This window comes from Streptomyces sp. NPDC054796 (assembly GCF_053611545.1).
This window is the reverse complement of record NZ_JBSHAO010000012.1, coordinates 93,969-119,134: the sequence shown is the minus strand read 5'-3', so window position 1 is coordinate 119,134 and position 25,166 is coordinate 93,969. Positions and strand designations below refer to the sequence as shown.

The following is a 25,166-nucleotide window of genomic DNA, read 5'->3' as shown; positions in this document are numbered from 1 at the left end:
GTGGCGCGTGGCCGGGCGCTCCGCGCTACAGCCGTTCGATGACGGTGGCGATGCCCATGCCGCCGCCGACGCAGAGCGTGGCCAGCCCGTAGCGCTGGTCGCGCCGCTCCAGCTCGTCCATGAGGGTGCCGATGATCATCGCGCCCGTGGCGCCGAGCGGGTGGCCCATGGCGATGGCGCCGCCGTTGACGTTGACCTTCTCCAGCGGGATGCCCATGTCGCTGACGAAGCGCAGCACGACGGCGGCGAACGCCTCGTTGATCTCGACCAGGTCCATGTCGTCGATGCTCAGACCGGCCTTGGCCAGCGCCTTGCGGGAGGCGGGCGCGGGCCCGGTGAGCATGATCGTCGGATCGGCGCCCGAGACGGCGGCCGAGACGATACGGGCGCGGGGACGCAGCCCGTACCGCTCCCCCACCTCACCGCTGCCGATCGCGACGAGCGCCGAACCGTCCACGATGCCCGAGGAGTTGCCCGCGTGGTGGACGTGGTCGATCTTCTCGACCCAGTGGTACTTCTGGAGCGCGACGGCGTCGAAGCCGCCCAGTTCGCCGATGTCGGCGAAGGAGGGCTTGAGCTTGGCGAGGGAGTCGGCCGTGGTGCCGGGGCGGATGTGCTCGTCGTGGTCGAGGACGGTGAGCCCGTTGCGGTCGGTCACCGGGACGACGGAGTTCGCGAACCGGCCGTCCTTCCACGCCTCGGTGGCCAGCTCCTGGGAGCGGGAGGCGTACTCGTCGACGTCGCGCCGGGAGAAGCCGCCGAGGGTCGCGATGAGGTCGGCGCCGATGCCCTGGGGGACGAAGCCGGTCTCGTAGTTGGTCATCGGGTCCATGTGCCAGGCGCCGCCGTCGGTGCCGAGCGGGACGCGGGACATGGACTCGACGCCGCCCGCCAGGATGAGGTCCTCCCAGCCGGAGCGCACCTTGGCCGCCGCGAGGTTGACCGCTTCGAGGCCGGAGGCACAGAAGCGGTTCTCCTGGACACCGGCCACGGTGTCCGGCAGCCCGGCGGCGATGGCGGCGATCTTCGCGATGTCGGAGCCCTGATCGCCGATGGGGCCGACGACGCCGAGCACGACATCGTCGATGGCGGCCGGATCGAGGTCCGGGTAGCGCCTGCGGATCTCGTGGATCAGCCCGACGACGAGATCGATCGGCTTGGTGCCGTGCAGGGCGCCGTTGGGCTTGCCGCGCCCGCGCGGGGTGCGGATGGCGTCGTATACGTACGCTTCGGTGCTCAAGGTCAGCAGCCTTTCGGAGGCGAGGGTGTGGAAGGGGGCGGTCAGTTCAGCAGCGAGCGGCCGATGATCTCCTTCATGATCTCGGTCGTGCCTCCGTAGATGGTCTGGATGCGTCCGTCCGTGAAGGCGCGCGCGACCTGGTACTCGTTCATGTAGCCGTAGCCGCCGTGGAGCTGGAGGCAGCGGTCGGCGACCCGCTTCTGCAACTCCGTGGCCCACCACTTGGCCATGGAGGCGTGCACGGCGTCCAGCTCGCCCTTGGTGTGGTCCTCGATGCAGCGGTCGAGGAAGCTGCGGGTCACGGCGCACTCGGTCGCCATCTCGGCGATCTCGAAGCGGATGTGCTGGAGCCGTGCGAGGGGGCGCCCGAACGCCTCGCGCTCCTTGACGTACTCGGTGGTGAACTCCAGGACGTGCTCGGCCGCGGCGATGGCCGAGACCGCGATGGTCATCCGCTCCTGGGCGAGGTTGGTCATGAGGTGGACGAAGGCGCCGTTCAGCTCGCCGAGGAGGTTCTCCTTGGGGACCTTGACGTCGTTGAAGAACAGCTCCGCCGTGTCCTGGGCCTTCTGGCCGATCTTGTCCAGGTTGCGCCCGCGCTCGAAGCCCTCCATGCCGCGCTCCACGACCAGCAGGCTCAGGCCCTTGGCGCCACCCTCGGGGGTCGTCTTCGCGACGACGATGACGAGGTCGGCGAGGATGCCGTTGGAGATGAAGGTCTTGGAACCGTTGAGGACCCAGTGGTCCCCCTTGTCCTCGGCCGTGGTGCGGATGCCCTGGAGGTCGGATCCGGCTCCCGGCTCGGTCATCGCGATGGCGGAGATCTTCTCGCCGCTGCAAAAGCCCGGCAGCCAACGGCGCTTCTGCTCCTCGGTGGCGAGCGACGTGAGGTAGGGGCCGATGACGTCGTTGTGCAGGCCGACCGCGAGACCGGCGGCGCCCGCGCGTGTGAACTCCTCGGCGAGCACCACGGCGTACCGGAAGTCCTCGGTGCCCCCGCCCCCGTACTCCTCGGGCACGGCGAGACCGAGCAGCCCCTGCCGCCCCGCCGCCAGCCAGGCTTCACGGGAGGTGATGCCGTCCTTCTCCCACTGCTCGTAGTGCGGCTCCACTTCCTTGGTGAGGAAGGTCCGTACGGTCTGGCGGAACGCCTCGTGGTCCTCGGTGAAGATCTGCCGCTTCATGGTGGTGGGTGCTCTCCTTCGAGCCGTGGCGGAGGGGTTCAGTGGAGGGGGGGCCGGTTCGCGGGGCCGGGGCCGGGGCGGCGGCGCGCGGGCCGGGCCGTGGTCAGAGCCAGCCCTTGACCTGCTCGATCAGTCCTGCGGGGTCCGGGCCGACGGGGACGACGTTGAGCATGGTCACGCCCGCCTCCCGGAAGGCTTCGAGCCTGTCGCGCACATAGCCCTCGGGCCCGCAGAGGGAGACGAGTTCGCAGAACTCGTCGGGAACGGCCGCCTCCGCCTCCTTCTTCTTGCCCGCGAGGTAGAGGTCCTGGACCTTCTCCGCCGCCTCTTCGTACCCGTAGGCGCGGGCCACGTCGTTGTAGAAGTTCTTGCCCTTGGCGCCCATGCCTCCGATGTAGAGGGCGATGAGGGGGCGCAGCGTCTCGCGTACGGCCTCGGCCCCCTCCCCCACCGCGAGCACCGTGCCCGCGACGGTCTCCAGCGGCCCGCGTGCGGGATCGCGCTTGGCGGTGCCCTCGGCCAGGGCCTCGCCCCAGACGTTCGCGGCCTTCTCGGGCACGAAGAGGTGGGGCAGCCAGCCGTCGGCGACCTCGGCCGTCATCCGGACGTTGGCCGGGCCGAGCGCCGCCACGTAGAGCGGGATCTCCTCCCGGACGGGCCTGGTGAGGATCTTCAGCGGCTTGCCGAGCTTGCCGCCCTTCTCGGGCGGCAGGGGCATGTCGGTGATGCCGTGGTGGTCGATGACCTCGCGGCGCCAGATGCGGCGGCACAGCTCGACCGTCTCGCGGGTGCGGCCGAGCGGCTTGTCGTACGGCTTGCCGTGCCACCCCTCGACCACCTGCGGTCCCGACGCGCCGAGCCCGATGAGCGCCCGCCCGTCGGACAGCGCGTCGAGCCCGGCGCCTGTCTGGGCGATGAGGGCTGGGGTGCGCGAGTAGACGTTGAGGATGGCGGCGCCGATGAGCATCCGCTCCGTGCGGGCGGCCAGATAGCCCATCACGGTGGGCGAGTCGAAGCCGTAGGCTTCGGCGACCCACACCGCGTCGAGCCCCGCGGCCTCCAGCCTCGCGACATCGTCGGCGGCCTGGCGGGGGTTGTCTGCGTACTGGAGCGAGGTCGCGATCTTCACGCGTCACCGTCCTTGGCTGAGGGGGTCGAAGAGGCGGGCGGTACGGGCGCGGACGGGGAAGCTGCGGGGTCCGGAGGGGCCAGGGAGGGGAGGCCCCAGTCCTGGGCGACCTCCGCTCCGTCGGCCCCCGGCAGGGCGGGTGACCGGGTGACGGAGCCGGGCGTGGCGGAGAAACGGGGCGCCGGGGCGGGCTGGGTGATGCCGCTGTGCTCCACGAACGTTCCGCGCGCGGCGAGGTGGGGGTGCGACGGTGCCTCGGCGAGGGAGAGCACGGGTGCCACGCAGGCGTCCGAGTCCTGGAAGACCGCAGTCCACTCCTCGCGCGTACGGGTCTTGAAGCGCCTGGCGATGGCCTCGCGGAGCACACCCCAGGACCCGATGTCCCTGCGGTTGGGTGCCTCGTCGGTGAGACCGAGGAGGCCGATGAACTCCTCGTAGAACTGCGGCTCCAGCGCCCCGACCGCCATGTGGCCGCCGTCGGAGGTCTCGTAGGTGCCGTAGAACGGGCTGCCGCCGTCGAGCAGATTGACCCCGCGCCTGTCCTGCCAGCCTCCGGCGGCCATCATGCCGTGGATCATCGAGGAGAGGTGGCTGGTGCCGTCCACGATCGCGGCGTCGACGACCTGTCCCCCACCGCCCTCGCTCCGCGCGTGCTGGAGCGCGGCGAGCACGCCGATGACGAGGTAGAGCGAACCGCCCGCGTAGTCGCCCAGCAGGTTCGCGGGCGCGTAGGGCGGTCCGTCGGCGGGGCCGGTGATGCCGAGGGCTCCGGTGAGGGCGATGTAGCCGATGTCGTGGCCCGCGCGCTGGGCGAGGGGGCCGTCCTGGCCCCAGCCGGTCATCCGTCCGTAGACGAGCCGGGAGTTGCGGGCCAGGCAGGCGTCGGGGCCGACGCCGAGCCGCTCGGCGACCCCCGGCCGGTTGCCCTCGATCAGGATGTCGGCGCGCTCCACCATGTCCAGCACGGCCGCTTTTCCCGCCTCCGACTTGAGGTCGAGCACCACGGAGCGCTTGTTGCGGTTCGTGATGTCGTACGCGGGGTCGATGCCCAGGGCGGCGCCGCCGGGGCGGTCCACCCGCACGACATCGGCCCCCAGGTCGGCGAGCACCATCCCGGCGAAGGGGCCGGGGCCGATGCCCGCCAGCTCCACCACGCGCACGCCCCTGAGAGGACCGCCGCCGTTCTCTCCCGCCGCTGACGCCGACACTGCCATCAAGCCCCCAGCCGTATGACACAAGTGATGTAACACCAGCGATGCTAAGAACGCGTTTCACTTTCCACAAGCCCTCTCAGGCCCCCCGCGTGGACCCCGGCGCAGTGGCGTACACCACAACACCCCACGAGGCCCGCCCACTTGGCTCCGCCCCGGCGCGGACCCGCCCGGCGAAGCCCTCGCGCACCCCTCTTCAGCGTCGGGCTCACGGAAAGCATCTTCATGGACATAGCGGACCTTTCGGTTCGACGGAACGCGAAGCTGCATGGAAACCGCGTGATGGATGACGTCACTATTCGACTCGCTTCGCGCAACTGTCAACACCCCTCTCGCGCGGACTCATCCACCCGCCCACCTGCGACAAAGCGCCTGACAGGCGCGGAACATGACGGGTTTTCGGCGCCGATTCGCTCGCCAGTTCACCCGCACGAGGGATGGAATCCGCCCACTGCCGATGCTTAATATTGATTGCAGCAAGGCTTGAACAATCAATTCGCATCAAGAGGGGCGGGGCAGCTCATGAGTGAGTCCGTGCACATGGAGCGGGAACTGCGGAGTCAGCCGGAGACCTGGCGGGAGGCCGCGCGCATCGGAGCATCCAGGCCGCCGTTGCCGAAGGAGGGGCAGCGTGTCGCCGTCGTGGGATGCGGCACCTCATGGTTCATGGCCCAGTCGTACGCGTCGCTGCGCGAGGCGGCGGGGCTGGGCGTGACGGACGCGTTCGCCGCGTCCGAGGCTTTCCTCGGCACCGACCGCGGTTATGACGCGCTGGTGGCGATCACCCGTTCCGGCACCACGACCGAGGTGCTGAGGCTGCTCGAAGCGGTCAAGGGACGCATCCCGACGGTGACCGTTCTGGGAGACCAGGACACTCCCGCGACCGAACTGTCCGACGAGGTCGTCGCCCTGCCCTTCGCGGACGAGAGGTCCGTCGTCCAGACCCGTTTCGCGACGACCGCCCTCGCCCTGCTCCGCGCACACCTGGGCGAGGATCTGACGGCCGCGGTGGGTGACGCCGAGGAAGCGCTGACCTGCCCCGTCGAGGAGGAGTGGGTGGACGCCGAGCAGTTCTCGTTCCTCGGCACCGGCTGGACCGTCGGCCTGGCCAACGAGGCCGCGCTGAAGATGCGCGAGGCGTCCCAGAGCTGGACGGAGTCCTATGCCGCCATGGAGTACCGGCACGGGCCGATATCCATCGCGGCGCCGGGACGCGTCACCTGGCTCTTCGGCCCCTCACCGGCGGGGCTGGAGTCGGAGGTGGCACGCACCGGTGCCCGGTTCGTGTCCCACGGCCGCGATCCGATGGCCGATCTGGTGCTGGTGCAGCGTGTCGCCCTGGAGCGGGCGCGCGCTCGCGGGCTGGACCCGGACAACCCGCGCAGCCTGACCCGCTCCGTGATGCTCGACGGTTCCTGACCGAACGCCGGCGCGCCCCGGCCCGAGGCCCGGCCGAGGTCCTCTGCCCCCGTCCGGTCCCGCCCTGGCCTCCGCCCTCCCCTCCGTCCGCCACACAAGGGAAGTTCACGACCATGCCCCTCGTCTCCACCGCGTCCGTCGTCGACGCCGCCCGCGCCTCGGGAGCCGGTGCCGCCGCGTTCAACGTCATCCATCTGGAAACGGCCGAGGCCCTCGTCTCCGCGGCCGAGCGCACCGGGATACCCCTCATCCTCCAGATCAGCGAGAACTGCGTCCGCTACCACGGCCGTCTGCTGCCGCTCACCCGCGCCACGCTGGCCCTCGCCGAGGCGGCCGAAGCCGATGTCTCCGTGCACTTGGACCACATCACCGATCCCGCCCTGGTGCACGAGGGCGTCGGGGCCGGAGTGGGCTCGGTGATGGTCGACGCCTCGGCCCTCCCCTATGAGGAGAACGTCGCGGTGACGGCGGAGCTGACGGCCTGGTGCCACGAGCGCGGTGCCTATGTCGAGGCGGAGCTGGGCGAGGTGGGCGGCAAGGACGGGGTGCACGCTCCTGGGGCCCGTACGGATCCGGCGGAGGCGCTGGCCTTCGTGGGTGCCACGGGGGTGGATGCCCTCGCCGTGGCGGTCGGCTCCTCGCACGCCATGCGGGAGCGGACCACCGTCCTCGACAAGGAGCTGATCCGGTCGCTGCGGGAGACGCTGCCGGTGCCGTTGGTGCTGCACGGTTCGTCGGGTGTGCCGGACGAGGAGCTGCGGGCCGCGATAGCGGCGGGCATGACGAAGATCAACATATCCACGCATCTGGTGTCGGTCTTCACCGGGGAGGTGCGGAGTGTGCTGACCCAGGACCCCACGCTCGTCGATTCGCGGAAGTATGTGGGGCCCGCCCGTGAGGCGGTGGCCAGGGAGGCCGCGCGGCTGCTGCGCCTTCTCGGGGCTCCCGCGGTGGCCGGATAGGCTCGCCGACGCAACCGACCGACGCGGGAGACGAAGAACCAGTGAAGCGCCATGAGCGGATGAACGCCCTGCTTGAGCTGCTCGGGGAGCGCGGTCGTGTCGATGTCGAGGAGGCCGCCACCGCGCTGGAGGTGTCGGCGGCGACGATGCGGCGTGACATGGACACCCTGGCCGACCAGCAACTGCTGACCCGGACCAGGGGCGGGGCGGTGCTCAGCTCCGTCGCCTATGACCTGCCCATCCGCTACAAGCGGGGCCATCACGCCTCGGGGAAGCAGGCCGTGGCGCAGGCGGCGGCGAAGCTGGTAGAGCGGGGCAATGTGGTCGGCCTCAGCGGCGGCACCACCACGACGGAGATCGCCCGGACGCTGGCCACCCGTCCGGAGTTCTCCGAGCCGGGACCGCAGCCGCATCTGACCGTCGTCACCAACTCGCTCAACATCGCCAACGAGCTGGCGGTCCGCCCCCAGATCAAGATCGTGCTGACCGGCGGGGTCGCGCACTCCCGCTCCTTCGAACTGATCGGGCCGTTCAGCGAGCTGGTGCTTCAGCAGATCTCCCTGGACATCGCCTTCATCGGCGCCAACGGGGTGGACCCGGTCATGGGGGCGACGGTTCACGACGAGGCCGAGGCCAGGGTCAACCGTCTGATGGCCGAGAGGGCGTCACGGGCTGTGGTGGTGGCCGACTCCCTCAAGGTCGGCGAGCGGTGCTTCGCCAGGATCGGCGGCGCTGATGTCTTCGACACGTTCATCACGGACGCGGGAGTGAAGGAGGGGGTACGTCGCGAGTTCACCGAGCACGGGTTGCGTGTGGTGACGGCCAGGCCGGAGGAGTAAGAACCCCCAACAGGTTGGGCCGCCTCCGATCCACGCGGTGGGCAAGTGGAGCGCGAAGGGAGATCACTACTCTGCACGGGTGCTCTCATACGACGAGTTGACTTCACCGGAGCGTGCGTTGTGGGACGCGTTCCCCGAGGGACGCCGCGTGGACCTGCGCACAGGTGTACCCGAGGACGACCGGGTCGCCGAGGGTGGGCGGTGGGGCCCTGAGCGGACGGTTCGGGCCGCGGTGGTCGCGGAGCTGCTCCTGGGCGCGAACACCGCGCAGCCAGGCGCCGTAGCGTGCTTGAGGCTCGCCGGGGCGCGGATAGCCGGGCGCCTCGATCTGGCCGGCGCGCAGATCGCTCACGCCCTCTGGCTCAAGGACTGCTGGCTCGAGGAGTCGGTGGACCTGCTGGGGGCGTCGGCACAGACGCTCGTGATCACGGGCAGCCGCGTACCGGGCATCGAAGCCTATTCGGCCCGCATCGAGGGAACGCTCGACCTGCGGCACTCCGTGGTGGAAAGCCTCGCCACCTCGCCCTTCAACCACGTGCGCACCGCACTGTCGCTGAGCGATGCCCTGGTGACCGGCGGCATGCTCCTGAACGGGACCGAGGTCAGCGCGCCCGGAGGATGGGCCGTGGCCGCAGGCGGCCTGGTCATGGAAGGAGGCGTGACCTGCCGGGGCGGGTTCGTCGCGCGTGGCGAAGTGCGGCTGCTGGGCGCGCAGTTGCCGGGCGGACTGTTCATGCAGGGTGCGCATCTGGCGAGCCCCGGGCCACACGGGACGGCGCTCGCCCTGGACAACGCCGTGGCCTCGACGCTCGACTTCTCCGACGGGTTCACCGCGAACGGGACCGTACGACTGCGCGGTGCCCGCATCTCGGACAACCTGACCTTCGCAGGAGCCGTCCTGAACGGGCCGCCCGGCCATGGTCCGTCCTTGGTCGCCCTGCGGATGCAGGCCGTCGACCTCGACTTCACCCTCGCCCAGCCTCCGTCCGGCACCGTGGATCTGCGGGGCGCCCAGGTGTCTCATCTCCACGACAGCCGCAACAGCTGGCCGGACGTGGTGGAGCTGGACGGCTTCGTCTACGGCTCCATCAAGGCGGTCGAGGCGGACGAGCGGCGGGAGGCGGTGGGGCGGCGGGACTTCGTCGCCCACCGTGTGGCGTGGATACGGCGCAGCCCTGGCTACAACCCCCAGCCCTATGAGCAGTTGGCGAGCTGGTACCGGAAGGCCGGCCATGACGACGACGCCCGCCGCGTTCTCCTGGCCAAGCAGCGCCATCGGCGTCGGACCCTGTCCCCGGCGGCGCGTGTGTGCGGGCACCTGCTCGACGCGATGGTCGGCTATGGCTACCGCCCGTGGCTGGCCGGGGTCTGGCTCCTCGCGCTGACCTTGCTGGGCACGCTCTCCTTCGGCGCCCACTCCCCCCACCCGGTCAGACAAGGCGAGGGCACCCCGTTCCAGCCCCTCGTCTACACACTCGACCTCTTGATCCCCATCGGCGGCCTGGGGCAGCGCACGGCCTGGTACTGGACGGACGGCGGTCTCCAGTGGCTGGCCTACCTGCTGATCGCCTTCGGCTGGCTGCTGACGACCGCCGTCATCGCGGGCGTCACCCGCGCCTTGCAGAAGAACTAGCGGTCGACGGCTGGACTCGGAGCCGGTCCGGATGCCGCTCGCGTCCCGGATGCCGGGCCCGCGAAAGGGCGCGGGCGGTCAGTCCGCCGGTCTGGGGTTCTCCGTCACCGTCACCGCGGCGAGGTGGTCCTCGGTGACGTCGTGGTGGCCGGTGCGGTGGAGCAGGTAGCGGTTCAGGCGATAGGGCACGTTGAGACCGACGAGCACGATGACGAGTGTCGTCAGCCCGAAGGTCAGGATGGCGAGCGACTGCGCCAGCGTCATGCCCTCGGCCAGTTGGGCGCCCATCACGGGGGCGACGGCGCCACCGAGAGCGCCCACGTTGTAGACGAACCCCAGCGAGGCCGCGCGGGTCTCGACCGGGAAGTGACCCGCGATGTACTTCGGCAGCAGCCCTGAGATGCCCTGGCTCAGGGCGAGCAGCCCGAAGAGCAGCACCCCCAGCCCCACCAGGCTGTTCTGCACCGCGAACACGGGAAAGACGAAGGCGAGGGAGGCGAGGAGGGTGAGGGCGTAGGCGCGGCGCGTGCCCAGCCAGTCGCCGACGAACCCGGCCAGCCAGCAGCCCAGCATGGTGCCGAACCCCGCGTAGTACATGACGTCGGTGACCTCGTCGGCGCCGTAGCCCAGTTCGGTCTTCAGATAGGTCGGGAGGAGTGACTGTATGGGCCAGGAGTAGAGGAAGGCGCAGAAGACGGTCACCATCAGGGCCACGTAGACCACCCAGCTCCGGCGGCCTCCGAGCTGGACGGCGAAGGCGATCAGGCACCCGGCGGCGACCAGCGCCAGCGGCCAGGTGAGTCCCGCGGCCAGCGGGGTGAAGACGAGGAAGAGGGCGACGGTCGCCAGGATCGCGAGCACGGAGTTGGCCACCGAGCGGCGCGGGTCGCCGAAGAGGGGACGGAAGGGGTTGGGGCGCCGTGGCGGTCCGCCCCGGACCGCGGCCGTGGCGGGTCCGCTCTCGCCCGTGCCAGGGGACGCGGCCGCTGCCGGTTCCTGTGCCGGTACCTCGGCTGTTGGTGCCGGTGCTGCTGTCGGTGGCGAGGGTGGTGCGTCCAGCTTGTCCTGCCCGTCGAAGGTGCCGGGCCCGGCCGGTTCGCCCGCGCCCGGCGCTTCGGCTCCGGGGACGGTGCCGGTACGGGTACCCGTACCGTGGATCTCCGCCTGCCAGTCGCCCGCTTCGGGGAGCGCCCGGCGCACCCACAGCGCCACCACGATCGGCAGCACGCCTATCCAGAACATCCAGCGCCAGCCGAGGCTGGGGACGACCCACTTGTAGACCTCGGCGGCAAGGACGGTGCCCGCCGCGTAGCCGGAGATGAGGAAGCCGGAGGCGCGGTTGCGCATGCGGACGGGCCAGCTCTCCAGCACATACGTGGCACTGGCGCTGTACTCCCCCGCCATGCCCATCCCGATGGCGAGGCGGGCGGCGAAGAGGCTGTGGTAGTTCCAGGCGAAGCCGCAGGCGAAGGTACCCAGCGAGTAGAGCAGGATGCTGGCGATCATCGCGGGCTTGCGCCCGTAGCGGTCGCCCATGCCGCCGAGCAGCGCGCCGCCGAGCCACCGGGTGATGAAGGCACCCGACACCAGGCTCGCCGCCTCCACCGTGCTCAGTCCGAACTCGTCGGCTATCTCGGTGAGCACGAGTGTGATGAGGACGAAGTCGAAGCCGTCGAGGAGATAGCCGAGCCAGGCGGCGAACATCGACTTCCATTGCGTACGGGAGACCTCGCGGTACCAAGGCAGCGCGGCGGGTGTACGGGAGGCGGGAGACCCGGTCACAGCAGCCCCGCCTCCTCCAGCAGCGCGCCGACCCGCTTCACGGCCGTCGCGTCCAGGGGGACCTGGGGAGGCGCGGTGGCCGCGCAGTCGATGACGCCCAGCAGCCGCAGCCCGGCCTTGAAGGCACCGATCGCGGACGAGTTGCGGCCCATGGTGTCCTCGGGGCCCACGTCGGTGAGGGCGAACAGCGCGGCGATCCTGTCCTGTTCCTCGGCGGCCTCGCGCCAGCGTCCGGCGCGGGCGTGGGCGTAGAGCCGCGCGTAGCCGTCCGGGTCCAGGTTGCCGAGGCCGGGAACGACCCCGTGCGCACCGGCCAGCAGCGCCCCGTCGACGGCGAGTTCGGAGCCGGTGAGCACGGAGAAGCGCTCCAGCAGGCCGCGTTGCCGCAGGCTGACGAGGAGCCGCCGTAGGGCTCCGTCGTCGCCGCTGCTGTCCTTCAGCCCGGCCAGGGTGCCGTCCTCGGCGAGTTCGAGAACGGTGGCGGCGGAGAGCTTGTGGTGCACGGCCACCGGGATGTCGTACGCGAACAGCGGGAGCGGGACGGCGGCGCGGATGCGGCGGAAGTGTCCGGCGACCTCGACCGGGTGGGTGCGCGTGTAGAAGGGCGCGGTGGCGACGAGCGCGTCTGCGCCCGCGTCCACGGCCCTGCGTGCCTGATCGAGCACGCGGGGCGTGGTCATGTCGATGACCCCCGCGAGTACGGGTACCTCGCCGTCAGCCGCTTCGACCACGGTACGCAGGACGGTGTCGCGTTGTACGTCGCTGAGGTACGCGGTCTCGCCGCTGGAGCCGAGGGCGAACAGCGCCCGCGCGCCCGCTCTGATCAGCCGCCGGGCCAGTGTGCGCAGACCCGCCGTGTCGATCTCGCCCTCGGGCGTCAGCGGAGTGCACAGCGGCGGGACGATCCCGGTGAGCGGCACGGGAAGCGGACACGACATCGCGGCTCCAACACAGGATGACTACGACTAAATTGGACATGGGACGTCCCATGTCATCGCCGAATGTCCTCCGCCAGGCGGCGGGTGTCAAGGTTTGACGTCCGTTCAGACAGGCGCCACCTTCCGTCTCTTCGGGCCGTGGTCAGACACCCGGACCCCCGGGACACCGGCACCCGGACGCTCAGACGCCCATGGACCCAGGTGGCCCGGAAGGCTCGGGCGCCCAGCAGCTCAGGCGCTCTCGCGCAGGGCGCGTCGGCACAGCGCGTCGGCGCGGCGCGTGGTCTCGGGGAGCCGGTAGTCGGGGGCCAGGCTCAGCGTGTGCGCACAGGCGCTGTCCAGGCTGACGCGGTGGCCGACCGAGACGAAGACCGGCTTCACTCCGCGCCTCGTGCGCAGCGCGCGCCCAACCTCCTCCGCCCCGTCGAGCAGCGCGGCGCTGTCGCCACGGTCCGGGCCGACCACACCGTGCCGGAACACGAACGGGTTCTTCGCGACGCCGATCACCGGCAGCCCCGTGAGCACGCCCAGGTGGCTGGCGAGGCCGAAACGGCGCGGGTGGGCCCGTCCGTAGCCGTCGCACACGAGGAGGTCGGGCGCGCGCCCGAGCCGTCGGCCCAGCTCGTCGAGCGCGTCCCGCAGCGCGGGGATCTCCCGGAAGGCGAGCAGCCCCGGCACATACGGGAAGGCCACCCGGCCGATGACGGTGGCCTCTTCGACGACCTCCAGGGTCGCCGCGTCGAGGGCGACGGCGGCAGCGGCGACCACGTCCCGCGCGTCGTCGTACGCGACGTCCAGACCGACCGCGATCGTTCCCGCCGCGCCGGGGGCCGGGGACTGGTCGGTCTCCTCGACCCGGGTACGCAGGGAGTCCTGCACTGCTAGCGCTTCGGCCTCGGTACGGGGCCAGTCCTGGGAGCCGCTCATGGGAGCGTCACGCTACCGCAAGGATGATCATCGCGCCCGGGCCCTCGGCGCGGCCGTCGCCGTCAGTCCCGTGACGGCGCCCCCGACGCTCCCGGCTCCAGGCGGGCCACGCGTCCCTTCTCCCCCGCCGCCCAGCAGGCACGTGCCGAGCCCGCGCAGTCGACCGTGTCATAGGAGCCGCCGTCCACAGTGTGCCAGGTGCGTCCGGCGTCGAGGCTGAGGTCGGTGCCGGTGGGGCCGACCGCGAGGGCGGCCGAGCGGGTGCCGGGCAGCCAGGCGACCCCCGAGCGGTACGCGGGCACCGGGCGGTCGCTCGCCCGCCATGTGGCGCCGCCGTCGCGGCTCACGGCCGAGGCGTCGGGCGAGTGCTCACCGGCGCGGTAGTCACCGCCGACGGCCAGGCCCCGCACCCGCCCGGCGCCCCCGTGCCCGTACCCATGCCCATGCTCATGCCCATGCCCGTACCCATGCCCCTGGCCCGTGAAGGCGAGGCCGAAGACGCCGCGCGCGGAGTGGCCCGCGGGCACGGGCGCCTCGGACACGGTCCAGTTCCTGCCGCGGTCGGCCGAGTGGTAGATCCGTGCGGTGGCACCGCCGCCGCTCGCCATCCACACGTCATCACCCGAACGGGTACCGCGCCCCTGGCCCCCCGCGCGCTCCGCCGTGACGAGGCACTGGCCGCTCGCCGCGAAGTTGGCCTCTCCAGGCAGCGCTTCGGGCATCCCGTCGGAGGGCAGCACCCGCCAGCTCCGGCCGCCGTCCCGCGTACCGAGGACGCGGAACGCACCGTCGACCGGATCGCTGACGGCCAGTCCGTGGGACCGGTCGAAGAAGGTGAGGCAGTTGTAGAAGGCGGACGGTTCGTCGTTACGGAAGGTCTCCTTCCAGGTGGCGCCGCCGTCGTCCGTACGGAACACGCGCGACGCCTCGCCCTCCCCGATGGCGAGAACGACGGCCCGGTCCGGGCCGAACGCCTCCACGTCGCGGAACTCCAGGTCTTCCGCGCCGGGCGGCGACACATCCGTCCAGCGCGTACCGCCGTCACGGGTCCGCAGGACCGTTCCCCCGCTGCCCGCGAGCCAGGCCGTCGAGCGGCTGACGGCGGCGAGTCCGCGGAAGCGGGCCTCGCTCCCGCTGTCCTTGAGCGACCAGCTCAAGCCGCCCCGACTGTCCCGGCCGCCCCACGCGACGGAATCCGCCCCCTCGCCGGACGGACCCGACGGACCAGACGGAATCGGCGCACCCGCCGCACCCGCCACCGCCTGACCGCTTCCGAGCGCGGCACACACGGCAGCCCCGCACAGGGCCACCGCCACCAGTCGTCTCACCGTCATCGTCATCCCCTCGCCCCTCATGGCGCAGGAACCTAGCCGACTGACGCGGACCCGTCACGACTCCCACGGCTCCGGCCCCGACTCCGACTCCGGTCCCGCCTCCGCCCCCGATCGCAGGCAACTCCTGAGCCAGCGTCAGCCGCGCCCCACGGCACCGCCATCCGTGGAGACACCGCCACTCGCGGCTGATACCTCTCACCTGGGCAAGGTGTCACAATGCCCGATATGGAGCGATCTTCAGCAGCGGTGACCAGCACGACCCGCGATGTCGAAGCGGGCCCCACGCCCCCGAGGAGCGGCGCCGAGGACGGCATGAGTGAGCCGGGCAGCACGGGTGCCGCCCCCGAGGCGCCCCCCGCGGCGCCTGTCCCGGTTCCCGTTCCCGCACCCGTTCCCGCGCCCGCCGGGCCCGCGCAGCCGGAACCCCCCGTACCTGCCCGTACGGACGACGCCACGGCACACGCCTGGGCCGCCCTCGGCGGAGACCCCGCGCTGCTGGACCGCGTCTCGCTCGTACGCCGCCCCCGGCTGCTCCCCTCCAGGCTGCCGGTGCTGGAGCTGGCGCGTTCGACGGTGGCGGTGTGCTCGCTCGCGGCGGCCGAGCTGGCGTCGGTACGGGCCCACGGCACGGGCGGGACAGGCGACACGGGCGGGACAGGCGACACGAGCGGCGTGGACGGCGAGGGACCCGGGGCGGCCGACGTGCCGTCCGTACGGGTCGACGACGGCGCCGTCGCCACCGCCTTCGTCAGCGAGCGCCATCTGCGCGTCGACGGCCGCGAACCGGCGAACTTCGCGCCGCTCTCCCGCTTCTGGCGCACGGCAGACGGCTGGCTGCGCACCCACGCGAACTACCCGCACCACCGCTCCCGGCTCCTCGCGGCGCTCGGCCTCCAGGACGGCTCGGAAGAGACCACGGAAAGGGCCGCGGAGGCCGCGCTCGCCGAGCGGGTCGCCGCCGTGCTGGCGGAGCGGAAGGCGGTGGACGTGGAGACGGAGGTGTACGCGGCGGGCGGCCTGGCCGTCGCCGTACGCACCCCGCACGACTGGGCGCGGCATCCGCAGGGCGCGGCGCTGACGCGGCAGCCGCTGCTGTCCGCCAAGCGCCTCGACCGCGCCCCGGTCCTCCCCTTCGCGGCCCCCTTCGCGGCGCCCGGGGACGGCGCGCAGGGCCCGTCCGGCCGCCCCCTCGACGGCGTACGCGTGCTGGACCTGACCCGGGTCATCGCGGGCCCCGTCGCCAGCCGGACGCTCGCGCTGCTGGGCGCGAACGTCCTGCGCATCGACGCGCCGCAGCTCCCCGAGAAGAGGGACGCGCACGCGGACAGCGGCTTCGGCAAACGGTCCGCGCTGCTCGACCTGAGCGACCGCGCCGGGCAGGCCACCTTCGAGGAGCTGCTGTCCTCGGCGCATGTCGTCCTCACCGGGTACCGTCCCGGCGCCCTCGACCGCTTCGGCCTCGCGCCGGAGTCGCTGGCCGACCGGCGGCCGGGGCTGGTAGTGGGGCAGCTCAGCGCGTGGGGTGCGCACGGCCCGTGGCACAGACGGCGCGGGTTCGACAGCCTCGTACAGGCCGCGAGCGGCATCGCGGCCATCGAGGCGGGGCCCGACGGCGCGCCCGGCGTTCTCCCGGCGCAGGCGCTCGACCACGGGAGCGGGTATCTGCTGGCGGCTGCCGTGCTGCGCTCCCTCACGGAGCAGCGGCGTGGCGCGAGCGGCTCCCGCGTGGTGCGGCTGGCGCTGGCGCGGACGGCCACCTGGCTGCTGGGCGACGCGGCCAACACGTCGGGGACGGGGTCCGGTACCGGTAGCGGGGCGGAGGAAGCGGTCATCGACGGGCCCGCCCACGATCCCTCGCCCTGGCTCTCCGAGTGCTCCGGGCCGCTGGGACGACTGCGGTACGCGCTGTCCCCCGTCGGCTACGAGGGCGGCCCCACCGGCTGGTCACGTCCGCCCGGCGAACCCGGCACGGACGCCCCGGCCTGGCACTGAGCCGCGACACTTCCTCCCCGGCTCCTCGTCCTCCGGCCCCGGTTCTGGTCGCCCGGCCTCGTGCGTCACTCCGCGGGGGCGGGCCCGGAGCCGTCGGCACGGTCGGCGCGATCGGCACGGTCCGGCGCGTCCGGTTCCCCGTAAGCGCCCCGTCCACGGCCGTGGCCGTGGCCGAGCCCGTGCCCGAGTGCGGGCCCGTGTCCATGCCCGGACCCGGACCCCAGCCCGTGCCGGTTGTCGCGTTCGCGACGGGACCCGCGGCGCTCGCGACGGTCCAGTTCGCGCTGCCTCCTGCGCTCCTCGCGCCCTCGCAGCTTGTCCTCGCGACGCTGCCGCTTCTCCTCGCGGGTCAGCTTGCGCTCCGTCCCGACCCCGCCCCATACGGCGAGGCCGGTGACGACCACGCGGGGCGCGTCCGGACCACCGGTGTGCTCGCCGCTCGCGTTCGAGTCGAAGCCGCCCATGATGCCGATGCCGCGCACCTCGACCTCGACATCCGACGGGACCACCACATCGATGCCTCCCATGAAGACGAAGCACCGGATGACGACCTCGCGCTCCTCGAAGCGCGCCTCGCGCAGGTCCAGTTCGCCCCCGCCCATGATCGCGACGCCCGTGAAGGCGCGCGGCACCGTCCAGTTGCCCTTGCGGCCGAAGCCGCCCAGAATGCCGACGCCCCAACTCGACGTGCCCCGTCCGCCGATCCGCTCGGCGGCGCCGGGCCTGCGCGGGGCCGGGGCGCGCGAACCCGCCGCCTGCCCGTATCCGTACCCGTGCCCCTTGACGAGAGAAGTGGCACCGGGCGTGGGCAGATCGCGTACGAGAGGCTCCAACTCCCCGCGCGTACGGGCCCGGTAGGCGGAGTCGAGGCGTTCCTGGAACTCGTCGACCCCGAGCCGACCCTCGGCCACGGCCTCCTTCAGCACGTCGGCGATCCGCTCGCGCTCCGCGTCCGAGGCCCGCATCTCGGGCAGTTCCTCCGTCATACGAAGCAGAGTACGCCCGGGAGTTCGGCCGTCGCCGTGGCTCGCGGCTACTCCGTGGCCGACAGCAGCTTCTCCGCGAGAAGGACCGCGCCGAAGCCAAGTGCCAGTACGCCCGTCGCCACCCGGGTACGGCCGCGGCGGCTGAGGACGATGGCGGTGCCGGAGAGGATGAGCGCGATGCCGTAGAAGCCGACGGTCAGGACCGAAGGGGCGCTGTTGAGACGGATCACCAGGGCGACGGCCACGGCGATCATGACGGCGGCGGAGAGGACTATTCGTATGCGCCGCGCCTGGCGCGGGGTGAGCCCCGCTCTCTCGCCCTCGCCCTCACCCTCTCCTTCTCCCCCGGGTCCGTTCTCGGGCTCTCCCTCGTGTCCGTCCTCGCCGGGCTCGTCGTCGTACGCGCCCTCGTCGGGCGTGGGGCGGGGCTCGGGGTCGGGCTTGGTGTCGGGGGCGGCGTCCTCGCCGGTGTCCGCGCCGGTACCCGTACGGGTTTCGGCGTCGGACCCGGGGGCGGCGTCGGTGTCGGGTTTCGGGGCAGAGTTGGCTTCCGGCATGACGGGGACATTATCTGCCCACGCCAACGATTGTCGGCCGCGCCCGTCATTACGGACCCGTGAGCCGCCCTGGCCAGGGCCCGGCGGCAGGCGTAATCGCGCACGGAGAGGGGCGGCAGCACGGTCACCTCGGCCACGAGGCCACGGGCGGCCGTCACCCGTCGCAGCGAGGCGAACAGCGTGTCCTCGCCCACGAAAGCGGCCACGGTCGTGGGGTGGAGGGCGGCCCCGTGCCGGGTCAGATAGCGCACCGCCACGGGCCGTACGGGCACCCCCGCGTCCAGCGCGGCCTGGAAGAGCGCGGGACGGAACGTGCCCGCTTCCGTGCCGCACCAGGTGCTGCCCTCGGGGAAGACGACCACCGTCGAACCGGCCCGCAGCGCCGCCGCGGCCTCGGCGACCGTGTCCGTCAGCGAGCGCAGCCGCGCACGGTCGATGAAGAGGGTTCCGGCGCGGGCGGCCAGCGCGCCGAGCACCGGATACGCGCCGACCTCGGCCTTGGCCAGCATCCGGCCGGGGCGCACGGCGGCGACGAGGGGGACGTCGAGCCAGGAGACATGGTTGGCGACGACGAGTTCGGGCACGCGCCGCACCCCGAACGGCCCCGCACCCACGTCAACGCCCGCGCCCATGCCCACGTCCGGACCCTGACCCGGCGCCGTCCCCCGTACCCGAATCCGCAACCGCACCCCCGCCGCCCGCACCAGCGCGCGCGACCACCCCCGTACCGCAGCGCGTGCCGGACGCCCCGGCAGCAGCCGCACCAGTGGCGCGGCCACGATGCCCGTGAGCAGCACCGCCAGGAGGGCAGCGCCGCGCGCCGCCCGCCGCGCCGTTCCGACGGTGGGCGCGCCCTCGGGCACGCAGTCCGCCGTCGTACAGGGCGCGGTGGGCATCCACGCGTGGGCAGAAGGGGCAGACAGGGCGGGAAGCGCCTTCGCACCGTCGCTCACGGCCGTTCACGCCGGGACGAGGGACAGGAAGTGGCGCAGATAGCGGGGATCGGTGTCGCGGAGCGACAGGAGGACGTAGAAGTCGGCGACCCCGAACTCGGGGTCGTGCGCCGGCTCCCCGCACACGCGCGCGCCGAGCCGCAGATAGCCGCGCAGCAGCGGCGGCAGAGCGCGGCGTGCCAGAGCGGGGACGTCGTCGGACGGGGGAAGCCAGGGCAGCCGGGGAGTCACGCGGTGCTCCTCGGGCGTCAGGTGTGCCTCGTTCAGGGTCCGCCGCACCCCGGCGGCGAGCCGTCCGCCGTCGTCGAGGGGTACGGAGCAGCAGCCCGCGAGCCAGTTGTGTCCCGTACGGGTGAGGTAGCGGGCGATGCCCGCCCACATCAGGGCGATGACCGCGCCGTCCCTGTGCTCGGGGTGCACGCAGGAGCGGCCGACCTCCACGAGGTCGTCCCGCAGGGGCGTGAGGCGGTCGAGGGCGAACTCGCCGTCCGCGTAGAGCCGTCCGGCGACGGAGGCCCGCTCGGGCGGCAGCAGCCGGTAGGTGCCGACGACCTCGCCGGAGGCCGTCTCGGTCACGAGGAGGTGGTCGCAGTAGGCGTCGAAGGGGTCGATGTCGAGGCCGGGCTCGGGTGTGGTGAGGCGGGCTCCCATGCCGTCGGCGAAGACGGTGTGCCGCAGCCGCTGGGCCGCGCGCACCTCCGCCTCCTCGCGGGCGAGGGAGACCACGTACCTGGTGGGAGCGGGAGCGGGAGCGGGTGCCGTAGCGGGGACGGGCGGTGCGGCCGGAGCGGGAGCCGGAGCGGAAGCGTACGACGGGGACACGGTGTGCTCTCCTGTACTGCGGGGACGGACCGTTCCCCTCCTTCTTGACCGCGCGGACTGGACTGGACGTGTCCATGTCGGGGAGCCCGGATGTGCGCTCCCTGAACACCAGCCCCGCGATCCCTCCGGCCCGTCCCCCGCAGCGACCCGCCCGCCGATCCGTCCACCGGTCCGTCCCGCTCAGCCCTCCGCCAGCTCCTCCTCCACCTGCCGCCGGTCCTCCGTCGTCGAGCCGGTGCCGCCCGCCCACTCGCGCAGCGCGGCGCGGCTGGCGAAGTCGCCGAGGTTCGTGTCGATGGGGCTGCTCGTGTACTGGTGGAAGCGCCACGGGTGCTTGATACCGGGCTTGCCCGGCTTTCCGTTGTAGTGCGCGATCCACAGGCCGTCGCCCGCGAAGGACGTCGTGTCGTGGTTCAGCCAGAAGTTGACGTTGCAGTACAGCAGCACCTTGTGGCCGGGAGCCTTCTCCTGGACGTACTTGATCCAGGTGTCCTTCTCCGAGTTGGTGACCGCCGAGTCCTCCCAGTCGAGGACGAGCATGTCACCGGCGACCAGGTTGATCTTCGAGAGGAAGTAGTCGGCCTGGCCCTTGATGCTGCCCGACCTCCCGAAGTGGTAGAAGCCGGTGACCAGTCCGGCGTCCCGCGCCGTCTTGCGCTGCGCTACCCACTTGGGGTTGGTGTACGACCTACCCTCGGTGATCTTGATGAAGACGAAATCCAGGCCCTTCGTACTGTAGTTCTCGGACTGGTACGAGGCGACATCGACGCCTTTGATCACAGCGAACCACTTCTTCCTGTCGTGCCCGTGCGGATGACCGCGTCTGGATACCGGTCCGATACCCGGTACACAACCCCCTGTACCGTGCGTGAACATATGTGAACGTTACGTGCACGCCGCTACCCTCCCTTCACGGCGCGGGAGTTGGCAGAATCCGCCCACGGACCGGCGTCCGGCCCTGATCCACCCCGAGTTCCACCCCACACAGGCCCAGACAGGCAGGAAGGTGGCAACCGTGAGGTTCAGCTACGCCATGCTCCCCGACTATCCGCTCCAGGAGTCCCTGGCCTCCATCAGGCTCGCCGACGAACTCGGCTTCCACGCCTGCTACGCGGCCGACGAGACCTGGCACAAGGACATGTGGCTGCTGTTCGCCGCCGCGGCGGGACAGACCAGCTCCATACGCCTCGGCCCCAGCGTCACCCCCGTCACCCTGCGGGAGCCCAGCCTCGTCGCACAGGCGCTCGCGACGCTGGACGAACTGTCCAACGGCCGCGCCGAGGGCGTGCTCTCCAGCGGCAACTTCGGCCTGCTGGCGCAGTACGGCATCGACTGGGCACGCACCAAGCCCCTGTCGCGCACCAAGGAAGCGCTCGCCGTGATACGCACCCTGCTCGACGAGGGCACGATCACGCGCGACGGCGAGTTCTACTCGTACAACGGCCTGTTCACCTTCGCGCGCCCCGTCCAGGAGCGGCTGCCGCTGAAGCTCGGCGCGATGCGCGGGCCGAAGTCCTTCGAGGCCGCGGGCGAGCTGTCCGACGGCTGCCACCACGCGCTCAGCTACACGCGCGAGGCTTACGACTACGCGGTGCACCACATCCGCGCGGGCGCCGAGCGCGCGGGCAAGGACTGGCGGGCGCTCGACATCGGCGCGTGGGTCGTCTTCGCGACGGGCCCGGACGGGGCGCGGGCGAAGGAGGCGGCACGCAGCATGGTCGGCATCTACGCCTCGTCCATGCCCGAGGAGCAGCTCGTGCGCAACGGCGTGGACCCGGGCGAGCTGAAGCCGGTCATCGAGGCGATCGGCGCGGGGGACCTGGCCCGCGGCATCGAGCTGACCAGCCCGGAGGTCGCCGAGCGGCTGTCCGTCGCGGGAACGCCCGAGGAGTGCGCGGAGAAGATCCGCGACGAGATCGCGCCGAGCGGCGTCAACCACATGATCTGCGCCCTCACCGACAGCGGCCTGGTGAAGGCGTTCACGGGCAGGGAACTGGACGGGGTCGCCGACGTGGACACCCAGTTGCGGCTGATCCACGACCGGATCATGCCCGCCTTCGCCTGAGCCGCCCGCCAGGTGAGCCGCGGCCCGGGGCCGGCCCCGGTCGGTGCCGGTCGGCCCCGGTCGGTGCCGGGCCGCGTCCGCACACCGTCCCGCACACCGTTCGGAGGACGGCGGGAAGATCTCACGCGGAGGGTGTGAGGGCCGCCCTACAGTGCAGTCGTACGGTGGGGAAACGGCGGCACACCAGCCGCACCCGTCACCCACCACCACCGCACACGTCGAGAGAGGTTCACCCACCATGGCCACCACACGTACCGCCCACACCGTCTGGACCGGCGCGCTGAAGGACGGGCACGGCACCGTCTCCTTCGACTCCTCGGGCATCGGCGACTACGCCGTCTCCTGGCCAGCGCGCGCGGAGGAGGCCAACGGCAAGACCAGCCCCGAGGAGCTGATCGCCGCCGCGCATTCGAGCTGCTTCTCCATGGCGCTGTCGAACGGGCTCGGCTCCTCGGGCCACACGCCCACCCGCCTGACCACCAAGGCCGAGGTCACCCTCCAGCCCGGCACCGGTATCACCGGCATCCACATCACCGTGGAGGGCGAGGTCCCCGGCCTTGACCAGGCGGGCTTCACCGCGGCGGCCGAGGACGCGAAGGCGAACTGCCCGGTCAGCCAGGCGCTGACGGGCACCACCATCACGCTGGACGCGAAGCTGGCCTGACCCGCCACCCGGTGCCCGGTGCCCCGCGCCGGGCACCCCGGTGCGCCGGACCCGCGCGGCCCACGCGACGCGCGGCCACGTCCGGCGCACCGGACACGCCCGGCGGACGCACGGCAGACGCACGGCGGACACGCCCGGCACATCTCCGCACCCCGTACATGCGCACACGCGCAAGGTCCCGCACCCTGGAAGGTGCGAGGGCAGGCTGCGGGAACGGGAAGGAGAGCCCGTGCCGGAACTACCGGAGGTCGAGGCCCTGCGGGGCTTCCTGGACGAACGCCTCGCCGGGCGCACCGTCGCACGTGTGCTGCCCGTGGCGGTGAGCGTGCTCAAGACCTACGATCCGCCGCTGGACGCGCTGCACGGCCAGACCTTCACCGGCGCCGCCCGGCACGGCAAGTTTCTGGGCCTGGCCACCGACGGCGGCCTCCACCTCGTCGTCCACCTCGCCAGGGCGGGGTGGCTGCGCTGGCAGGACAGCCTCCCCGAAGCGCCGCCCCGCGCGGGCAAGGGGCCACTGGCGCTGCGGCTGTACCTCGCGGGCCCCGAGGGCGACGGCTTTGACCTGACGGAGGCGGGCACGCAGAAGCGGCTCGCCGTGTACGTCGTGCGGGACCCCTCCGAGGTCCCCGGCATCGCCCGCCTCGGCCCCGACCCCCTCGCCGAGGACTTCACGCCCGAGGTCCTGGCGGGTCTGCTGCGCGGCCGACGGCACCGGATCAAGGGGCTGCTCAGGGACCAGGGTGTCATCGCGGGTATCGGCAACGCGTACTCGGACGAGATCCTGCACGTGGCCAGGATGTCCCCGTACAAACTCGCCTCCGAACTGGACGAGGAGCGGATCGCCGCGCTCCACGCGGCCATCGGCAGCACGCTGCGCGAGGCCGTCGAGCGCTCGCGCGGGGTGGCGGCGGGGAAGCTGAAGTCCGAGAAGAAGAGCGGGCTGCGGGTGCACGGGCGCACCGGCGAGCCCTGTCCCGTCTGCGGCGACACCATCCGCGAGGTGTCCTTCGCCGACTCCTCGCTCCAGTACTGCCCCACCTGCCAGACCGGGGGCAAGCCCCTCGCCGACCGGCGGATGTCGCGTCTGCTCAAATAGCCCGCATGGCTGACACCCCCAGGAACGCCAAGAGCCCCGAGAACACCGCGAGCGCCAAGAATCCCGAGAACACCCGGACCACCGGGAACACCGACGTCTCCCGGCCCCGGAAGGGCGACCGTCCGTACGACATCGTGCTGTTCGGCGCGACGGGATTCGCGGGCGAGCTGACCGCCCGCTATCTCGCCGAGCACGCGCCCGACGACTGCCGCTGGGCGCTGGCGGGCCGCAACACGGAGAAGCTGAAGCAGCTCCGCGAGCGCCTGGCACAGCTCCGTCCCGGGCTCGGAAAGCTGCCGCTGCTGACCGCCGACGCCACAGACCCCGCCTCGCTGCGCGCCATCGCGGCCGAGGCCAGGGTGGTGGCCACGACCGTCGGCCCGTACATCCGCTACGGCACACCGCTCGTCGCCGCCTGCGCCGAGGAGGGCACCGACTATCTGGACCTCTCCGGCGAGCCGGAGTTCGCCGACCTGATGTATCTGCGCCACCACGACCGCGCCCGCGGGACCGGGGCCCGGCTCGTGCACGCCTGCGGCTTCGACTCGGTGCCCCACGACCTGGGCGCGCGCTTCACCGTCGAGTGGCTTCCCGAGGGTGTGCCGCTGCGGGTGGACGGCTATGTGCGGACCAACGCCACGTTCTCCGGGGGCACCTTCGCGAGCACGCTGACCGCGTTCTCACGCTTCGACCGCATGACGCGTACGGCCCGCGAGCGCCGCCGCGCCGAGCCGCGCCCCGAGGGCCGCGCGGTGCACACCCCGCTGGACCGCGTCCGCCGCGTGCCGGAGGTGGACGCCTGGGCGGTGCCGCTGCCGACCATCGACCCGCAGATCATCGCCCGTTCGGCCGCGGCGCTGGAGCGCTACGGGCCTGACTTCCGCTATCGCCACTACGCCGCCGTGAAGCACCTCCCCGTCGTCGCGGGCGGACTGGCCGCCGTCGGCGCCGCCTTCGCGCTCGCACAGCATCCGACGACGCGTCGCCTGCTCTCCTCGCGCCTCGCGCCGGGCGAGGGGCCCGACGAGGCGCGGCGCGCGCGGAGCTGGTTCACGGTGCGGTTCGTCGGCGAGGGCGGTGGCCGCCGGGTGGTGACCGAGGTCTCCGGCGGCGACCCCGGCTACGACGAGACCGCGAAGATCCTGGCCGAGGCCGCGCTGTGCCTCGCCCACGACGACCTCCCCGCGACCTCGGGCCAGGTCACCCCGGCAGCGGCCATGGGCGGACCGCTCACGGAGCGGCTGACGCGCGCGGGGCTGGGCTTCCGGGTGCTGCGGGAGGAGGCGGCGGGCTGACGCGCCGCCCCTCCCCCGACGCCCCTACGGCCCCTCCGCCTCACCCGCTGAGGCGGAGGTCGGCGCGGACCGACGGGAAACCGGCGGGAAACCGGCGGGAAAGGGGTCAGAAACCGCTTCTGCGTAAGTGTCCAT

21 protein-coding genes and 1 pseudogene are annotated in these 25,166 nt (G+C 72.3%); 9 read left to right on the top strand and 13 right to left on the bottom strand.

Translation table 11 applies throughout. From position 1 onward, the window contains the following. Positions 1-25: 25 nt before the first annotated feature. The 4 genes from ACWGJ2_RS13085 to ACWGJ2_RS13070 form a co-directional block, all read right to left on the bottom strand. Entirely contained in the window at positions 26-1,240 is a 1,215-nt protein-coding gene (locus ACWGJ2_RS13085) for an acetyl-CoA C-acetyltransferase (RefSeq protein ID WP_453346128.1), read from the bottom strand. Between the two features lie 41 nt (positions 1,241-1,281). Continuing rightward, entirely contained in the window at positions 1,282-2,424 is a 1,143-nt protein-coding gene (locus ACWGJ2_RS13080; RefSeq protein WP_453346127.1) for an acyl-CoA dehydrogenase family protein, read from the bottom strand. 103 nt (positions 2,425-2,527) lie between these two features. Continuing rightward, on the bottom strand, positions 2,528-3,553 hold the full coding sequence (locus ACWGJ2_RS13075) for an LLM class F420-dependent oxidoreductase (protein ID WP_453346126.1): 1,026 nt from the start codon (positions 3,551-3,553) through the stop codon (positions 2,528-2,530). Further along, positions 3,550-4,767 carry a CaiB/BaiF CoA transferase family protein gene (locus tag ACWGJ2_RS13070; protein WP_453346188.1) on the bottom strand — a complete coding sequence of 406 codons (1,218 nt, stop codon included), beginning with the start codon at positions 4,765-4,767 and terminating at the stop codon, positions 3,550-3,552. The genes ACWGJ2_RS13075 and ACWGJ2_RS13070 overlap by 4 nt, the downstream gene beginning before the upstream one ends. Before the next feature lie 519 nt (positions 4,768-5,286). Here ACWGJ2_RS13070 and ACWGJ2_RS13065 point away from each other — a divergent pair. The 4 genes from ACWGJ2_RS13065 to ACWGJ2_RS13050 all read left to right on the top strand — a co-directional run bounded on the left by ACWGJ2_RS13065 (position 5,287) and on the right by ACWGJ2_RS13050 (position 9,617). Then, positions 5,287-6,183: an SIS domain-containing protein gene (locus ACWGJ2_RS13065; protein ID WP_453346125.1), complete on the top strand. Its 897-nt coding sequence runs from the start codon at positions 5,287-5,289 to the stop codon at positions 6,181-6,183. A gap of 113 nt (positions 6,184-6,296) precedes the next feature. Beyond that, positions 6,297-7,145, top strand: a complete 849-nt coding sequence (locus ACWGJ2_RS13060; RefSeq protein ID WP_453346124.1) for a class II fructose-bisphosphate aldolase — start codon at positions 6,297-6,299, stop codon at positions 7,143-7,145. 59 nt (positions 7,146-7,204) lie between these two features. Next, positions 7,205-7,984, top strand: a complete 780-nt coding sequence (locus ACWGJ2_RS13055) for a DeoR/GlpR family DNA-binding transcription regulator (protein WP_453346123.1) — start codon at positions 7,205-7,207, stop codon at positions 7,982-7,984. A gap of 79 nt (positions 7,985-8,063) precedes the next feature. Beyond that, positions 8,064-9,617, top strand: coding sequence for an oxidoreductase (locus ACWGJ2_RS13050; protein WP_453346122.1), 1,554 nt, complete (start codon positions 8,064-8,066; stop codon positions 9,615-9,617). Positions 9,618-9,695: 78 nt separating this feature from the next. On the opposite strand, the gene ACWGJ2_RS13045 is transcribed toward ACWGJ2_RS13050, so the two are convergent. The 4 genes from ACWGJ2_RS13045 to ACWGJ2_RS13030 all read right to left on the bottom strand — a co-directional run bounded on the left by ACWGJ2_RS13045 (position 9,696) and on the right by ACWGJ2_RS13030 (position 14,598). Beyond that, positions 9,696-11,321 (bottom strand): MFS transporter, encoded by a 1,626-nt coding sequence (locus ACWGJ2_RS13045; RefSeq protein ID WP_453346187.1) that lies wholly within the window; start codon positions 11,319-11,321, stop codon positions 9,696-9,698. A gap of 74 nt (positions 11,322-11,395) precedes the next feature. After that, positions 11,396-12,337 (bottom strand): dihydrodipicolinate synthase family protein, encoded by a 942-nt coding sequence (locus tag ACWGJ2_RS13040; RefSeq protein ID WP_453346121.1) that lies wholly within the window; start codon positions 12,335-12,337, stop codon positions 11,396-11,398. A gap of 231 nt (positions 12,338-12,568) precedes the next feature. Next, positions 12,569-13,264 (bottom strand): endonuclease V, encoded by a 696-nt coding sequence (locus ACWGJ2_RS13035; RefSeq protein ID WP_453346120.1) that lies wholly within the window; start codon positions 13,262-13,264, stop codon positions 12,569-12,571. 62 nt (positions 13,265-13,326) lie between these two features. Then, a complete protein-coding gene (locus tag ACWGJ2_RS13030; RefSeq protein ID WP_453346119.1) occupies positions 13,327-14,598 on the bottom strand; it encodes a WD40/YVTN/BNR-like repeat-containing protein in 1,272 nt (423 codons plus the stop codon). 216 nt (positions 14,599-14,814) lie between these two features. Between ACWGJ2_RS13030 and ACWGJ2_RS13025 the strand changes: the two genes are divergently transcribed. After that, positions 14,815-16,590 (top strand): CoA transferase, encoded by a 1,776-nt coding sequence (locus ACWGJ2_RS13025; protein ID WP_453346118.1) that lies wholly within the window; start codon positions 14,815-14,817, stop codon positions 16,588-16,590. Between the two features lie 65 nt (positions 16,591-16,655). Here the strand turns inward: ACWGJ2_RS13025 and ACWGJ2_RS13020 are convergent, their stop codons facing one another. From ACWGJ2_RS13020 to ACWGJ2_RS13000, 5 genes and pseudogenes are all read right to left on the bottom strand, one after another. After that, positions 16,656-17,576, bottom strand: coding sequence for a DUF1707 SHOCT-like domain-containing protein (locus ACWGJ2_RS13020; protein WP_453346117.1), 921 nt, complete (start codon positions 17,574-17,576; stop codon positions 16,656-16,658). A gap of 47 nt (positions 17,577-17,623) precedes the next feature. Continuing rightward, positions 17,624-18,133 carry a hypothetical protein gene (locus ACWGJ2_RS13015; RefSeq protein ID WP_453346116.1) on the bottom strand — a complete coding sequence of 170 codons (510 nt, stop codon included), beginning with the start codon at positions 18,131-18,133 and terminating at the stop codon, positions 17,624-17,626. A gap of 308 nt (positions 18,134-18,441) precedes the next feature. Then, positions 18,442-18,765, bottom strand: a pseudogene (locus tag ACWGJ2_RS13010) (lysophospholipid acyltransferase family protein); the annotation flags it as partial. A 327-nt stretch (positions 18,766-19,092) separates the two neighbouring features. Further along, a complete protein-coding gene (locus tag ACWGJ2_RS13005) occupies positions 19,093-19,908 on the bottom strand; it encodes a GNAT family N-acetyltransferase (RefSeq protein WP_453346115.1) in 816 nt (271 codons plus the stop codon). A gap of 180 nt (positions 19,909-20,088) precedes the next feature. After that, positions 20,089-20,688, bottom strand: coding sequence for a glycoside hydrolase family 25 protein (locus ACWGJ2_RS13000; protein WP_453346114.1), 600 nt, complete (start codon positions 20,686-20,688; stop codon positions 20,089-20,091). A gap of 235 nt (positions 20,689-20,923) precedes the next feature. Between ACWGJ2_RS13000 and ACWGJ2_RS12995 the strand changes: the two genes are divergently transcribed. From ACWGJ2_RS12995 to ACWGJ2_RS12980, 4 genes are all read left to right on the top strand, one after another. Beyond that, positions 20,924-21,973, top strand: coding sequence for an LLM class flavin-dependent oxidoreductase (locus tag ACWGJ2_RS12995; RefSeq protein WP_453346113.1), 1,050 nt, complete (start codon positions 20,924-20,926; stop codon positions 21,971-21,973). Positions 21,974-22,211: 238 nt separating this feature from the next. Further along, complete coding sequence (locus ACWGJ2_RS12990) at positions 22,212-22,637, top strand: OsmC family protein (protein ID WP_453346112.1); 426 nt, start codon at positions 22,212-22,214, stop codon at positions 22,635-22,637. A 229-nt stretch (positions 22,638-22,866) separates the two neighbouring features. Next, positions 22,867-23,736, top strand: coding sequence for an Fpg/Nei family DNA glycosylase (locus ACWGJ2_RS12985; RefSeq protein WP_453346111.1), 870 nt, complete (start codon positions 22,867-22,869; stop codon positions 23,734-23,736). Between the two features lie 5 nt (positions 23,737-23,741). Continuing rightward, entirely contained in the window at positions 23,742-25,031 is a 1,290-nt protein-coding gene (locus ACWGJ2_RS12980) for a saccharopine dehydrogenase family protein (RefSeq protein WP_453346110.1), read from the top strand. Positions 25,032-25,166 lie beyond the last annotated feature (135 nt).

Coding starts and splice junctions, on each gene's coding strand:
- ACWGJ2_RS13080 (WP_453346127.1), bottom strand. CDS start 2,424: ATGAAGCGGCAGATCTTCACCGAGGACCACGAGGCGTTCCGCCAGACC.
- ACWGJ2_RS13070 (WP_453346188.1), bottom strand. CDS start 4,767: ATGGCAGTGTCGGCGTCAGCGGCGGGAGAGAACGGCGGCGGTCCTCTC.
- ACWGJ2_RS13065 (WP_453346125.1), top strand. CDS start 5,287: ATGAGTGAGTCCGTGCACATGGAGCGGGAACTGCGGAGTCAGCCGGAG.
- ACWGJ2_RS13060 (WP_453346124.1), top strand. CDS start 6,297: ATGCCCCTCGTCTCCACCGCGTCCGTCGTCGACGCCGCCCGCGCCTCG.
- ACWGJ2_RS13055 (WP_453346123.1), top strand. CDS start 7,205: ATGAACGCCCTGCTTGAGCTGCTCGGGGAGCGCGGTCGTGTCGATGTC.
- ACWGJ2_RS13045 (WP_453346187.1), bottom strand. CDS start 11,321: ATGTTCGCCGCCTGGCTCGGCTATCTCCTCGACGGCTTCGACTTCGTC.
- ACWGJ2_RS13040 (WP_453346121.1), bottom strand. CDS start 12,337: ATGTCGTGTCCGCTTCCCGTGCCGCTCACCGGGATCGTCCCGCCGCTG.
- ACWGJ2_RS13035 (WP_453346120.1), bottom strand. CDS start 13,264: ATGAGCGGCTCCCAGGACTGGCCCCGTACCGAGGCCGAAGCGCTAGCA.
- ACWGJ2_RS13030 (WP_453346119.1), bottom strand. CDS start 14,598: ATGACGGTGAGACGACTGGTGGCGGTGGCCCTGTGCGGGGCTGCCGTG.
- ACWGJ2_RS13025 (WP_453346118.1), top strand. CDS start 14,815: ATGCCCGATATGGAGCGATCTTCAGCAGCGGTGACCAGCACGACCCGC.
- ACWGJ2_RS13020 (WP_453346117.1), bottom strand. CDS start 17,576: ATGACGGAGGAACTGCCCGAGATGCGGGCCTCGGACGCGGAGCGCGAG.
- ACWGJ2_RS13015 (WP_453346116.1), bottom strand. CDS start 18,133: ATGCCGGAAGCCAACTCTGCCCCGAAACCCGACACCGACGCCGCCCCC.
- ACWGJ2_RS12990 (WP_453346112.1), top strand. CDS start 22,212: ATGGCCACCACACGTACCGCCCACACCGTCTGGACCGGCGCGCTGAAG.
- ACWGJ2_RS12980 (WP_453346110.1), top strand. CDS start 23,742: ATGGCTGACACCCCCAGGAACGCCAAGAGCCCCGAGAACACCGCGAGC.